This window comes from Streptomyces sp. NPDC029956 (assembly GCF_055574655.1).
Map to the genome: position 1 here is coordinate 1 of NZ_JBVHZJ010000081.1, position 13,497 is coordinate 13,497.

12 protein-coding genes and 1 pseudogene are annotated in these 13,497 nt (G+C 73.9%); 5 read left to right on the forward strand and 8 right to left on the reverse strand.

The window, feature by feature from the left end:
- Positions 1-1,250: helix-turn-helix domain-containing protein (locus ACZ4XX_RS37275; protein WP_468512250.1), on the reverse strand; the 1,250-nt coding region annotated here is incomplete at its 3' end.
- A gap of 222 nt (positions 1,251-1,472) precedes the next feature.
- Between ACZ4XX_RS37275 and ACZ4XX_RS37280 the strand changes: the two genes are divergently transcribed.
- Positions 1,473-2,285 carry a DUF4232 domain-containing protein gene (locus tag ACZ4XX_RS37280; RefSeq protein ID WP_468512251.1) on the forward strand — a complete coding sequence of 271 codons (813 nt, stop codon included), beginning with the start codon at positions 1,473-1,475 and terminating at the stop codon, positions 2,283-2,285.
- Positions 2,286-2,431: 146 nt separating this feature from the next.
- Here ACZ4XX_RS37280 and ACZ4XX_RS37285 read toward each other — a convergent pair whose 3' ends face one another.
- Complete coding sequence (locus tag ACZ4XX_RS37285; protein WP_468512273.1) at positions 2,432-3,613, reverse strand: RNA polymerase sigma factor; 1,182 nt, start codon at positions 3,611-3,613, stop codon at positions 2,432-2,434.
- An 11-nt stretch (positions 3,614-3,624) separates the two neighbouring features.
- On the reverse strand, positions 3,625-4,032 hold the full coding sequence (locus tag ACZ4XX_RS37290; RefSeq protein WP_468512252.1) for a YciI family protein: 408 nt from the start codon (positions 4,030-4,032) through the stop codon (positions 3,625-3,627).
- Positions 4,033-4,346: 314 nt separating this feature from the next.
- Here ACZ4XX_RS37290 and ACZ4XX_RS37295 point away from each other — a divergent pair, with 314 nt between their 5' ends.
- The 4 genes from ACZ4XX_RS37295 to ACZ4XX_RS37310 all read left to right on the forward strand — a co-directional run bounded on the left by ACZ4XX_RS37295 (position 4,347) and on the right by ACZ4XX_RS37310 (position 7,172).
- Positions 4,347-4,844 (forward strand): SigE family RNA polymerase sigma factor, encoded by a 498-nt coding sequence (locus ACZ4XX_RS37295; protein ID WP_383859815.1) that lies wholly within the window; start codon positions 4,347-4,349, stop codon positions 4,842-4,844.
- Positions 4,837-5,238: a hypothetical protein gene (locus tag ACZ4XX_RS37300; RefSeq protein ID WP_468512253.1), complete on the forward strand. Its 402-nt coding sequence runs from the start codon at positions 4,837-4,839 to the stop codon at positions 5,236-5,238. The genes ACZ4XX_RS37295 and ACZ4XX_RS37300 overlap by 8 nt, the downstream gene beginning before the upstream one ends.
- Before the next feature lie 181 nt (positions 5,239-5,419).
- On the forward strand, positions 5,420-6,643 hold the full coding sequence (locus tag ACZ4XX_RS37305; protein WP_468512254.1) for a mannosyltransferase family protein: 1,224 nt from the start codon (positions 5,420-5,422) through the stop codon (positions 6,641-6,643).
- 64 nt (positions 6,644-6,707) lie between these two features.
- Complete coding sequence (locus ACZ4XX_RS37310; RefSeq protein WP_468512255.1) at positions 6,708-7,172, forward strand: hypothetical protein; 465 nt, start codon at positions 6,708-6,710, stop codon at positions 7,170-7,172.
- Between the two features lie 90 nt (positions 7,173-7,262).
- On the opposite strand, the gene ACZ4XX_RS37315 is transcribed toward ACZ4XX_RS37310, so the two are convergent.
- From ACZ4XX_RS37315 to ACZ4XX_RS37335, 5 genes and pseudogenes are all read right to left on the reverse strand, one after another.
- Positions 7,263-7,910, reverse strand: a complete 648-nt coding sequence (locus tag ACZ4XX_RS37315; protein ID WP_468512256.1) for an alpha-ketoglutarate-dependent dioxygenase AlkB — start codon at positions 7,908-7,910, stop codon at positions 7,263-7,265.
- Positions 7,911-7,998: 88 nt separating this feature from the next.
- Positions 7,999-8,637 carry a DUF998 domain-containing protein gene (locus ACZ4XX_RS37320; protein ID WP_468512257.1) on the reverse strand — a complete coding sequence of 213 codons (639 nt, stop codon included), beginning with the start codon at positions 8,635-8,637 and terminating at the stop codon, positions 7,999-8,001.
- 159 nt (positions 8,638-8,796) lie between these two features.
- The gene (locus ACZ4XX_RS37325) at positions 8,797-9,606 is read right to left on the reverse strand and encodes a DUF4389 domain-containing protein (protein ID WP_468512258.1); all 810 of its coding nucleotides are present in this window, start codon (positions 9,604-9,606) and stop codon (positions 8,797-8,799) included.
- A gap of 356 nt (positions 9,607-9,962) precedes the next feature.
- Positions 9,963-11,191: pseudogene (locus ACZ4XX_RS37330) on the reverse strand (low temperature requirement protein A).
- A gap of 473 nt (positions 11,192-11,664) precedes the next feature.
- Entirely contained in the window at positions 11,665-13,440 is a 1,776-nt protein-coding gene (locus ACZ4XX_RS37335; RefSeq protein WP_468512259.1) for an ABC transporter ATP-binding protein, read from the reverse strand.
- Between the last annotated feature and the right edge of the window lie 57 nt (positions 13,441-13,497).

Here is a 13,497-nt window from a genome sequence, read left to right on the forward strand (position 1 = left end):
CGCCCCTCGGTGTCGACGTCGTTGACGATCCACTCGGTCCAGCCCAAGGGGTACGCGTACGCGGGCCGGGCGAGGTTGCCGCTGGTACGGAACGGGCGGCCGTGGTCGTCGACGCGGAGCGTGCCGCGCTCCTCGCCTCTGGACCAGGCGAGTTCCAGGTACCAGCTGACGTCGTGCGCCTGGGCGCGCGCGGCCACGTTGAAGATCACGGGGTCGGACTCGCTCGTCTTGTACGAGAACGTCCGCTGCCCGCCCACGGGGACGGCGGTGGGCCGGCCGGCGTCGAGATCGACGGCGAACGCCTTCGTGGACACCTCGCCGCCGCAGCCGACGCCCATCACGTAGTCGTTCCAGGCCAGGGGCGCCTTCTTGCTCACGACCCGGACGTGGAGGGCCTCCAGGACGACCGTCTGCCTCCCGGTGCCCTGCACGGTCAGCCGGAGCAGCTGGTCCCCGCCCGGCACCGCGTCGAGCGCGGCGATCCAGCCGGGCGCGTCCTGCTCCGTGGGCGGCGGCGGAATCTGCTCGGGCTCACGGTCGATCAGATAGTGCTGGCTGCAGGGCCCTTCCCAGGTGTGGGGCGCGGTGACGACGGTCGGCGCGTGCGCCGTCCCCGGCGCCCTGCCACCGGAGGGCCCGGACCGCCCCGGCGCTCCGGAGGACACGGGGGCGTCGCCCGCCCGCCGTTCCTTCTCCGATCCGTCCCCGCCCGTGAGGCCGACGACGAGCGCGACCGCCACGGCGGCGGCGACCACGGCGGTGCCGGCGATCACGGCGGTACGCCGGAGCCGTCGGCGCCTCGGAGGGGACGGGGCGGGCTCCGTGGACGGCGCCCCGGGCGACGGTCCGGGTGACGGCTCAGGTGACGGCTCGGAAGGGTCCCCGGACACGACCTCGGGCGACGGCCCGGCCTTCGGCTCCGTCGCGGCAACCGGGGCCGGGGTCGGGGTCGGTGCGACCGCCGGGTCGACCGGGGCGGCTGCGACGGTCGGGGCGGCCGGGACCTTCCGCCCGCGCGACACGTCCGCCCGCACCCACAGCCGGTGCAGCTCGACGAGTTCGTCGGGGGTCGCCCTGCACAGCCGCGCGAGCCGTTCCACAGGCGCGTAGTCCACCGGGACGGCGTCACCGTTGACGTACCGGTGCAAGGTCGAGGCGCTCATGTGGAGTCGTTTGCCGAGCGTGCCGTAGCTGAGCCCCGAGCGCTCCTTGAGCTGCCCCAACAGCGTCGCGAACTCGTCCCCCGCCACCGTTCCACCCTCTTCCGGCGTTCGTTCCCGCGTCCCCAGACGGAGACATCAGTGCAGGTCAGAGCCTTGTTTTCATTCCAGCGTCCCATACCGCCCGGGAGGAGCGGCAGCTGGAACGGATCTTGTCACAAGCTGTGGTCGGCAAAGCAAGGCCGCCACGGGGAACCGGCGGCCGGCGCCGTACGACGACCGATTTCCGACCCATGCTCCAGGGGGACTCCCATGTCCGGACGCACCATCCGCACCCGTCTGCTCGCCGCCACGACACTCGCGGTCGCCGCGCTCTCGCTCACCGCCTGTGGCAGCGGCGCCGCGAAGGACGAGGGCGCCGCCACGACGTCCGTCGCACCCACCGCCTCGGCCACGCAGTCGGCCGAGACCCCGGCCACGCCCCCCACGGGCGACACGACGACGCAACCCCAGGACGGTTCGTCCGGCGATTCGGCGGGCTCGACTGCGGGCTCGACGAGCGGCTCGACCGACGGTTCGAAGAACGGCGGTACCGCCACGGGCGCCACCACCGGCGGAGAGTCCGGCGGCACCACCTCCGCGGGGAGCGACGGCTCCGGCGGCAACAGCGGGTCGAACGCCTCGGCCTCCGGCGGCGGCGACGACACGAGCGGCCCCTCCCGGAACAAGCAGTGCGGCGCGGGCAACACCAAGACCACCGCCACCCCGGTCGCCCGCCCGCTCAATCACATGCTGCTCACCGTCACCAACACCGGCTCCGCCCTCTGCGACCTCCTCGGCTACCCGGTCGCCCGCTTCGGCGAGGCCCAGTCCGTCCCGCCGGTCATCGAGGAGACCCACCCGCAGGCGGTCGTGACCCTCGCTCCGGGCGAGTCCGGGTACGCGGGCGTGATCCTGTCCGCCGCCGACGGCAGCGGACAGCACGGCTACACGACGACGAGCCTCACGGTCGGCTTCACCGACGGCACGACCGCCGGTCCCCGACTCGCAGGCAAGGGCGTGTACGTGGACAGCTCGCTGCGCGTCACGTACTGGCAGGGCTCCATGGACGACGCCCTCAACTGACCGGCTCCGCATCCGGCCCGGTCGCGCGGTCTCCCCGCCGACCGGGCTGCCGTATGTCGGGCTCGTACGCCGGGCCCGTCCGCCGGGCTCGTACGCCGGGCTCATCCGTCGGGCTCATCCGTCCTTCGTCGGCGGGGGTACGGACCTCACCCGCGTCGGCGGGTGTTGAGGCGGGCGGCCTGGCGGGTCAGATAGTCGCGTTCGGCGAGGTTGGGGGCCTCTCGGGCCGCGTCGACGTACAGCCGCGCCGCCGTCGCCAGGTCCCCGGCCCGCTCGTGCAGGTACGCCGCCGCCGCGGTGGCGCGCGGCAGGTGGCGGCCGTGGCCGCGGGCCGGGGAACCCGGGACGGACTCGGTCAGTTCCGCGAGCGCCGCGAGCCCGGCGCGCGGGCCGTCGGCCTCTCCGACGGCCACGGCGCGGTTGAGCCGGACGACGGGGCTGTCGTTGAGCCGGACGAGCTCGTCGTACCACTCGACGATCTGCACCCAGTCGGTCTCCTCCGCGGTGGGCGCGTCGGCGTGGAGCGCGGCGACGGCGGCCTGCGCCTGGTACTCGCCGAGCCGGTCGCGGGCGAGGGCCGCCTGCAGGATCTCGACGCCCTCGGCGATCAGCGCGGTGTCCCAGCGCCCCCGGTCCTGCTCGGCCAGCGGCACCAGGCTGCCGTCGGGTGCGGTGCGGCCGGGCCGCCGGGCGTGGTGGAGCAGCATGAGGGCGAGCAGCCCGGCCACCTCGGGGTGGTCGATGACGGCCGCGAGCTGCCGGGTGAGCCGGATGGCCTCGGCGGCGAGGTCGACGTCGCCCGAGTAGCCCTCGTTGAAGACCAGGTAGAGGACGCGCAGCACGGTCGCCACATCGCCCGGCCGGTCGAACCGCACGCCCGAGACGGTGCGTTTGGCGCGGCTGATGCGCTGCGCCATGGTCGCCTCGGGCACCAGGTAGGCCTGGGCGATCTGGCGGGTCGTGAGGCCGCCGACGGCGCGCAGCGTGAGCGCGACCGCGGAGGACGGCGTCAGCGAGGGATGGGCGCAGAGGAAGTGGAGCTGGAGCGTGTCGTCCACCGCGGACGCGGGCCCGGGCTGCGGCTCCTCCTCGACCAGGTCCTCGCGCCGGCGCCTGGCGGTGTCCGCCCGGGTCGCGTCGAGGAACTTCCGCCAGGCCACGGTGACGAGCCAGGCCTTCGGGTCCCGGGGCCGGTCCTCCGGCCGGCCGCGGACCGCCTCGACCAGGGCGTCCTGCACGGCGTCCTCGGCAGCCGCGAAGTCGGCTCCGCGGCGGACGAGGATGCCGAGCACGCCCGGCGTGAGGCTCCTGAGCAGGGCCTCGTCCACGAGAGGGCTCGTCACTCCGTGATGGTGGGAGGCGTGGACAGGAAGGGACGCAGTTCGAGCCACTCGTGGATCGGCTTGCCGCCCGCACCGGGCGCCGCGGAGAGTTCGCCGGCCAGTTCGACCGCGCGCTCATAGGTGTCGACGTCGATCTCCATCCAGCCGGCGATGACGTCCTTCGTCTCGGCGAACGGGCCGTCCGTGACCGGCGGCCGCCCCTCACCGTCGTACCGGACGAAGGTGCCCTCCGGGGAGAGCGCATGGCCGTCGACGTACTCGCCGGTCTCCTTGAGGCGGTCCGCGAAGTCCTGCATGTACGTCACGTGCGCCGAGATCTCCTCAGGCGTCCACTGGTCCATGGGGACGTCGTTGACCGCGGCGGGAGCGCCTCGGTAGTGCTTCAGCAGCAGGTACTTGGCCATGATGGTTCGTCTCCTCGGTGCCGGTGCGGCCCATTGTGGTCGCTTCCGACCCGGGGACGGAGCCGACCGCGGGTTCTCGACATCGGCGGCCGGACCTCTTTCGCCCTCTTGGCCGAGCCGGCGTCCCCGGGCGGTCCGACCGGGCCGCCGCGGCGGATCGGGCCGCTGCGGACACGCCTTCGCGCCGTCCGCCGCACGTCGCGCGACCGCCCCGGTTCTGTGATCACCATCACTCTGTGGATACGCGGACCGTGTCAACCGGACGCCCGGCGCCGGGCGTATGCGTGGTGAAGCGAAAGATCCGGGAGTGAGTGTTGACCGTTGAGGAGTTCGAGGCGTTCTACGAGCAGGCGGTCGCGCGACTCACAGGGCAGCTGTACGTGATGCTGGGCGATCTGCACGAGGCTCAGGACGTCGTACAGGAGGCGTTCGTCAAGGGGTGGAGCCGGCGACGGCAGCTCGACCGCGACGGGCAGCCGGAGGCGTGGATCCGCACGGTCGCCTGGCGCCTGGCGGTGAGCCGCTGGCGTTTCCGCCGGCGCACGTCGGACGCGTGGGACCGCGCGGGCGCTCCGCCGCCCGTCGAGGGCCCCGGCCCCGAGTACGTCGTGCTCATCGACGCGCTGCGCGACCTGCCCGCCCAGCAGCGTCGCTCCGTGACTCTGCACTACCTGTGCGACCTGAGCGTCGAACAGATCGCCGGCGAGACGGGACAGTCCGCCAGCACCGTCAAGACGCACCTGGTCCGTGGCCGGGTCGCGCTCGCCGACCGTCTGCAGCCCCGGAACGTCGAGGAGGACCCCGGTGCTTGACCCCCAGGACGCCCAGGACCCCCGGGACCCTCTCCGTGAGATGTTCCGGCAGGCAGCCGCCTCCGGGCAGGCCCGCGCCCGCGCCGTACCCGTCGCGCGCATCGCCGAACGCGCCAGGCGCGCGCACCGGCGCCGCGTCGCCATGGCCGCGGGGGCCGCGTGCCTGATCCTCGCCGGTGGCGGGGTGACCGCGGCGGCCCTCCTGTCGGACGCGCCGACTCCCGTCGTCCCGGCGGTCAGCCCGTCCTTCGAAGCGCCGTCTCCGGCGGAGACGACCGGCCCGCCGTCGAGCAGCTCGACCGCACCGGGTTCGCCCACCCAGGAGGGCCCCGCCGGCGATCCGTCGGCGACGACGACGCAGCCGTCGGGACGGGTGACGACCTCGCCGCCCTGAGCACCGCGCGGTCCGGACCGCTGAACCGCGCCCCTGACGCCCCCGGGCGGGCTCCGCTGACACCGGGGCGGGCCCCCTGACCACCCGGGCCCGCCCCGACCTCCACCGCATGGCCCCTCGCCCCGCGACGCGCCGCCGTCGCGCGATCCGCCATGCCCTCCCACTTCGACGAAGGTCCCCCATGTCCGTGATGTCCCCGAGGGCGCGGGAGAAGACGACGCCGCTCCCTCCGCTCCTCCCCCACCCCCGCGCAGACCGCAAACGGCGACTGCCGCTGCCGCTCAGCGCCGAGGACCGGGACGTGCTGTGGCTGTATCTGCTCACCCGCACGGCCCTGTGGATCACCGCCTACGGCGCGCGATGGCTCTTCCCGTCCGACGCGGGCGCGCGCGACGCGGGCCCTGTCCTCGCGCCCTTCGAACGCTGGGACTGGGGCCACTTCCTGAACGTGGCGCGCGACGGCTACTTCCCGGCGGGGAGCGGCCCGTGGAACGCCGAGTGGGACAACCGCGAGGCGTTCTTCCCGGGGTTCCCCCTCGCCCTGCGGGCCGTCCACGCCGTCGTACCGAGCTGGACCGCGGCCGGGCTGCTGATCTCGTTCGTCGCCGGCGGGATCGCGGTGCTGGCACTCGTACGGATCGCACGCCTGTATCTGCCCGACGCGCATGCCGGGCGACGGACCGCGCAGCTCCTGCTGACCTCACCGTGTGCGGTCTTCCTCGCCACCGGGTACAGCGAGGCGCTCTTCCTCGCCCTCGCCCTGCCGGCCTGGCTCGCCGCCCACCGTCTCAACTGGCCCCTGGCCGCCACCCTGGCCGCCCTGGCGACGACCGTCCGCATCAGCGGACTGTTCCTCTCCGCGGCCCTCGCCCTGCACTTCGTCCTGACGGCCCGCACCCGGTCCGACTGGCGGCCACTGCCCTGGCTCGCCCTGCCGGCCCTTCCCGCGGCCCTGTACGCCTGGTACCTGCACGCCCGCACCGGCGACTGGATGGCCTGGAAGCACGCACAGGAGCGGGGGTGGTACCGCCACTTCCACGCACCGTGGGACGCCTGGAGCAACACCTGGGATTCCGCGTTCGACCGGGTCCAGACGACCGGCTACGCATTCATGTTCCAGGCCGAACTCCTCGCCATGGTCGTCGGCCTGGCGCTGGTGACCCTCCTGGCACGCCGCCGTCGCTGGCCGGAAGCCGTCTACGTCGGCCTCAGCCTGTGGGCCCTGGGAACGTCGTACTGGTACCAGTCCATACCCCGGGCCACCCTTCTGTGGTGGCCCCTCTGGATCACGCTGGCCGCCTGGACCCTCCGCTCGGCACGCTTCAGGACCGCGTACTTCTGCCTCGCCGCACCCGTGTCGACGCTGTTCGCCCTGACGTACCTGACCGGCCGATGGGCCGGCTGACCGGCCGCCGGTCGTGAGGCGGCCCCAGGGCAACCCCGTACCGGCGCACGACGTCCTACCGACCGTGACTGGACTCTTCGCACCCGACCCCCTCGACGACGAGGAGGAGGCCGTACGACCGGGCCCGCTCTGGCGCCACGCCCTCTGGGTGGTGGGCATCAGCGCCGCCGCGGTGGCGGCGGGTTGGTTCACCGCCCTGTTCCGGATCGGCTTCGAGGGGTACGGCCTTCCGCCCGCCGCGCCCGGCGTGCCGTGGACGTACCTGGCCGCCTGGGCCGCGATCGGCCTCACCGTGGCGACCGTCCTGCGGGTCACCGCCGCCAAGGTCCCGGTCTACGCCCCCGGCCGGATCGCGGCCGGGCTGACGTACCTGGGCACCCGGCTCTCCCTGGGCTGGCGCCCGGAGGCGCCGCTGGTCGCCGCGATGGCTGCGGCGGCCCTGGTCACGGCAGCCGTCTGGTGCGCCGTCGCACTCCGCCCGCACCGGGCGAAGACGGCGACCGAGGCCGAGGTCGAGGCCGAGGTCTGACCCTGGCCGGGGCCGGGCCCACACCAGAGCCCGAACCGGACGCAGAGCCGGAGCCGGAGCCCGTGCGAGGACGCCGTCCAGAATCGGGTCTCAGCGAACTCCGCGGGGGCGGAACTGGACGCTGATGCGGGGACCGACGGCGCGGCTCGTCTTGGGGACGGCATGTTCCCAGGTGCGCTGACAGGAGCCGCCCATCACCACGAGGTCGCCGTGGCCGAGCGGCAGGCGGAGGTGCGTGGGGCCGCCGGACCGCGGGCGGAAGGCGAGGTCACGGGGGTCGCCCAGGGAGAGGATGGCGACCATCGTGTCGTGGTGGGCGGATCGGCCGGTGCGGTCGCCGTGCCAGGCGACGCTGTCCCGGCCGTCGCGGTAGAGGCAGAGACCGGCGGAGACGAAAGGCTCCCCTAGCTCGGGGGCGTAGTGGGCACCGAGCGTCCGCCGGGCCTCGACGAGCGCGGGGTGCGGAAGCGGCGCGCCTTCGCCGTAGTGGGCCAGGAGCCGGGGTACGGCGACGACGTTGTCGTACATCGGCCGCTCCTCGGCCCGCCAGGGCACCCGGCCGGCGAGCTCCTCGAACAGCGCGTCGGCGCCGTGCAGCCAGCCGGGGAGGTGGTCGACCCAGGCACCGCCGTCGAGCGGCGTCCGCCGGAGACCGTCCAGCGGGCCGAAGCGGATCTCGTCGCCCTGGTCGAACAAGGACCCCTGGAGTCCGGGCAGGGCGGGTCGTGCTGCGGTCACGACCCCACCCTACCCCCAAATCGAACACACAAGCGAGCGATGCCATCGATCCGCCGCGGCCCGCGTCATCGCTCTCCCGCACCCCCGGTCACCGGGGCGGTGCAGACGTCTCGTCACTCTCATCGCTCTCGCCACTCCCGTCGTACTCGCCTCTTGCACCACTCACCACACTTGCACCACTCCTGCCCCTCACGTCACCGGCATAGCGGAGGCAGGAGGCGACCACCACCAAGGGCCAGATGGACTGGATGCAGGTCACGAGCCGTTCGGCGACACCGGTGGACCCCTGCCGGTTCATCTCGACGAGGAACCAGACCGCGCCCAGGGCCATCAGCGCGGACACGGCGACGGAGGGCGTCAGCCGCAGCCCCCAGGGCACGGCGCCACGGCGTACGGCGGCCAGCACCGGCCACACCGCGAGCAGCGTGAAGCCGACCACGACGACCGCCCCGTGTTTCAGGGACCCCCCACTGCTCGGCGCGGGGATCAGCGCGACCCCGAAGGCCGCCACGCCACCACCGGCGAGTGCCACGCGCCCGGCGGGAGCGGCGGGCCGCAGTCCCCAGGCGGTGAGGAGATGGCAGGCGCCCATCGCGAGGAACGCCCCGGTCATGACCCAGGACCCCTCGGCCCCGTAGGCCGCGAGGACGCTGATGGTCTGGGTGACGGGGTCGTAGGCGGGCCCTTCGAGCAGCGCCGCGACGGTCCAGCCACCGACCAGCAGCAACGGGGCACACCCCGAGGACAACAAGGCTTATCTGGGAATGGATCGCATCGAACCACCGTAGAACGAGGCATTGCTCACCCATCGCACCACGGGGAACGCGTCAGCCGTGTTCCCCGCGCGACGGTGTCCGGCAGGTGCACGGGCGGCCGGCCGGAGCGATCACCCCGCGACCCGGCCGGCGGCCGCGCCCGGCCGGTCGTCGCCCGAGTCGTCGTAGTCGACCGTGCCGGAGGTCAGATGACCCGCGAGCCCGAGGAGCAGGAAGAGCCAGACCAGTACCTGCGCGGCGGTGCTCAGCCGTAGCGGACGGGTCGCGGAGTACGCGGGCTGTGCGGCGGCTTCGGGGGCGTCGCCCAGGAGCCCCTTGGGGTACACGGGCGTCAGCATCGTCGCGTAGGCGGCCAGCCGCATGCGGTACCGCACGACGGCCGCCGTTGCTCCGAAGACCGGTTCGGGAAGGCGGCCCAGGATGATGCCGATCAGCCAGAAGACCCAGCTGACGGCGAACCATCCGGACTGCGCGAGGCTGCTGACGATGGCCGCCGGAATCATCAGGATCAGCCGGAACAGGACGGCGAGCCGGTTGAGCGGGGTGGCGCGCAGTTCGATGCGCACCGGGTAGTCGGGGGCGTCGAAGGCGAACGGCGGGTAGCGGTCGACGAGGAGGGCCGCGCTGGCCGAGACCCGGGTCTGGTAGGCGAGGACCGAGCCGAGGAAGGACGCGATCGGGTCGGGCAGCCGGCCCAGGACCAGAGCGCTGAACCACCCCGCGATCGTGACGAAGAAGGCGACGAAGGACAGCAGGGCCACGACGATGAACTGCGGGAGGAGGAGCAGCCAGCGCAGCAGCACCGTCCACCGGCGCTGCCGCCCCGGCGGGGGCACGTCCAGAACGGGCCGCCACTCGGCCCCGCCGACGCCGTCTCCACCGGCGCCGTCCGAGGGCCGGGGATCCCAACCTGCTGCCATGACGGCCTCCGTATCTCCCGCGTCCCCCGCGTCCCCCGCTTCCGGTGTCACGTCGATGGTGACGCGACGGACAGTCCCTCGCACGGTCAGGGGGCCACCTGGACCACACGGGGCACCGCCCCCCGCGCCACGGGCCGAGGTGCACGTGGCTCGGCCTCCGCAACGGGAGCAGGGTTCGGCGGCGTCGACGAGGATCCCGTCCTGCTCGGTCGGCGCGCTCCGTGGCGGACGCGCCGGGGTCGGCGCACAGCGGTCGGCGCGCGTTGAGGTCCGCGCACTGAGGTCGGCGCCCGTTGAGGTCGGCGCACTGCGGTCGGCGCGCACTGCGGAGAGCGGCTTCTCCCGGGTGTCCCCGGCTACGACCGGGCGTCCGAAGTGCCGTGCCGCCCCGTCAGCTTCTCGTACAGCCATGGCCAGCGGGCCACCGCCACCAGGGCCCACACCAGGGCGGCCGGGGACCCGCGGCCCGCGAAGGCGCCCAGCAGGATCGGTGCGACGACCACGGGCACGCCGGCCCCCAGGACCCAGCGGACGCCCCGGCCCGAGGCCACTCCTGCCAGCAGGCCGACGAAGAGGAACACGGCGATGCTGCCGCACATGAGCCGGCGCATCCCGGGCGGCAGGTGTCCGTCGACATGCGCCACCGCCCCACCGAGAGAGGCGGCCAGCGCGGCGAGCGCACCTGTCGACACGCAGTGCATCGGCAGCGCGAACCGCGGTGCGAGCACGCCGAAGCCGAGCAACGGCACCCCGCACGAACGGCGCACCGCGAGTGCCCACAGCGCGAGCAGCAGCACGAAGGAGCCCACCGCCAGCGCGCCGAGCCGGGAGGTCCACGCCGCCTCCGAAGAGGCCTCCACCGCCAGCGCGACGCTTTCGCCGATCACGATCAGGGTGAACAGCCCCAGCCGTTCGTCGAGGTGCCGGGCGTCGAAGCGGGCGGCCACCGGCCTCGGACGGGTCGGCCGCTCGTGGCCGGCGGCCCGCTCCTCCCAGTCCTCCCTGGCCCGGGCCAGGATCCGGTTGCGGGACCGGGCGAACGTGAGCCCCAGGTCGACGGCGAGTCCGGCCGCCCACAGCCAGTAGCGGGCCGGTCCGCCCACAGGGACACGATCCAGGGGACGACCCCCGCCGACAGCTGCGCGATCGGCCAGTCCGCGACGACCTCCCCCCGTCCCTGCCAGACCCGCGAGGCCAGGAGTCGCACGAGCACGTACGCGAGGGCGAAGGCGCGCGCGTGGTCCGTGCGGATCCCGGGAACGGCCGCGGCCATGACGGCAAGCCCGAACATGCCGATGAGGACCGTCCGCGTGTGCACCTTGTCCGCGGCGACGTTGCCGTACGTCGTGAAGCACATCCACGCGGTCCAGAACGCCAGGTACAGAAGGCAGTAGAAGGCGAGGTCGTCCGCGGCCGGGGTGCCGTGCAGCAGGTGCGCCAGCTGGGCGACACCCGCGACGGCGATGAGATCGAAGAACAACTCCAGCCAGGAGGCGTGCCGTTCGGTCTCGGTGGGAGCGTCGGCGGTCAGGGCGCCGGGAGGGCCGGTGGGCGGTGTACCGGAGGGGGTGTTCTCGGAGGCCATAACTGGGTGATCGGCCGGACCGCGCCCGCACTCCAGCCCGCCGGCACGCTTCCCACGGGGAGTGCTCGACCGGTCACGCACCTATCACCCGCAGAGCCGGCGGGGCATGCCGAAGGGCCCGCACCCCTGCCAGGTGCGGGCCGTTCGACTGTGCACGGGCTTGCCGGAAAGGGGGAGACGGCAAGTCCGTGGACACAAGGAGCGGTCCCACGCGCTCACCCCCCACCTGCCCCCGATCCCACCATCCACACCACCCCGATCCACGACCGTCGCGGCAACGGTGGCGGACACCGCCGCGCGGCCACGACTCCGCAGTCCCCATGCGCCCGGTGGTGCCAGGTACCCCGCGGCGGAACGCCCCCGGCGACGGCATCACCGGTTCGTCGCGATCCCGAGGACCCGGCGCGGCCGTGGGGGTCCAGCGCGGCCGTGAGGCCCCGGCACGATCCCGAGGACCCGGCGCGGCCGTGCCGTCACTGCCGCCCCGGTGCCGCCTCGTCCGCGAGCGCGGGCCGGGTCGCAGGGTCCGTCGGCGGCCTCGCCTCCATGGGCGCCTGGGACAGCTTCCAGAACGCGGCATAGCGGCCATCGAGGCGCAGCAGTGCGTCGTGGTCGCCCTCCTCGACGATCCGCCCGGCGTCGAGGAAGACGATGCGGTCCGCGTGTCGGACGGTACGCAGCCGGTGGGCCACCATCACCACGGTCCGGCCTGCCATCAGGCGCTCGATGCCGGCGTGGACGGCCGCCTCGTTGACGGGGTCCAGCGCGGAGGTGACCTCGTCGAGCAGGACGATCGGCGCGTCCTTGAGCAGCGCCCTGGCGATCGAGACGCGCTGGCGTTCGCCGCCCGAGAGCCGTGCGCCGCCCTCGCCGACGGTGGTCGCCCATCCGTCGGGCAGGCGCGCGACCACCTCGTCCAGACGTGCCGCGGCCGCGGCCGCGCGCACCTCGGCGTCGGTGGCGTCGGGGCGGCCCAGGCGCACGTTGTCCTCGATGGTGCCGTCGAAGAGATACACGTCCTGGAAGACGATGGCGAACTGCGCCATCAGAGCCTCGGCACCGATCGCGCGCACATCCGCGCCGCCGACGCGGACCGCGCCCGCGTCCACGTCGTAGAACCGTGCGAGCACCTGCAACAGGGTGCTCTTGCCCGCGCCCGACGGACCCACCACGGCCAGCCGCCGCCCCTCGGGGACGGACAGGGACAGGTCGTCGAGCACCGTGTGCCCGTCGTGCCGGAAAGCGACCGACTCCAGCTCCAGTCCATGGCCGCGCTGTTCGACCGGGCCTGGGGCCTGCGGCAGCGGTGCCGTGCTCAACACCGCGTCGAGTCGGGCCAGTTCGCCGCGCGCGGCGCGCAGTCTGCCGCCGAGGTCGGCCAGGGACAACAGCGGATCCGCGCAGCGGGCGGCCAGCACCAGGACCGTCAGCAGTTCCACGGCCCCGACGTCCCCGCCGAGCGCTCGGTACGCGCCGAGGACGAGCACCGCGGTGAAGACCGCCTGCACCGTCAGGGCCAGGGCCAACGCGCCGGGCAGCGCCGACAGCGTCGAACGGCGGGAGGCGCGCCGGACCTGCCGCAGGGCGTCGTCGAGGAGTCGGAAGCGTTCGGCGGTCCGCCCGCCCGCCCGTAGGACCGGCTGGGCCTGGAGGTATTCGACGACCCTCTCGGTGGCCTCGCGGTCGCGTGTGGCGCGCTCCGCTTCCTCGGTCGCCGTCGAGCGTCCGGTGAGGATCTGGATCGCCACCACGACGGGGACGGCGGAGAGCGCGGCCAGGCCCAACTGCCAGTTGAGGGCGAGGATCACGGCGACGACCGTCAGCGGTGTCACGGCGGCGGAGACGAACGGCGCCAGCAGGTGCGCGATGACGCTCATCGCCTGCAGGACGCCCTGACCCGCCAGGACGGACACCTCTCCCACCCGGCTCGTGCCGTACCAGCCGAGCGGCAGCCGGGCCAGATGGTCGCCGAGGCGGTGGTACACGCCGCGCAGCAGCGCCGTACCGACGCGGAACCCCGACAGGTCGCTGAGGTAGCGCAGCACCGCGTACGCCGCCAGTGCGGCCCCGAAGGCCCCCAGCCAGGGCCAGGCGCGGTCCGGCGTGTCCCCGAGCAGCGCGCGGAGCACGGGTGCCAGCAAGGCGTACGAAAGCCCCTCGACGACCGCGGTCGCCGTCATCAGGGCGAGGGTGCGGTGCATCGGGCGGGAGTACCGGTGGCCCAGTACGCGCAGCAGCATGCGGATCATCGGCGGTCGTCTCCTTGCAGTCCGAGGTGGGTCCGTGGACGCGGCCCCTGCGGCTCG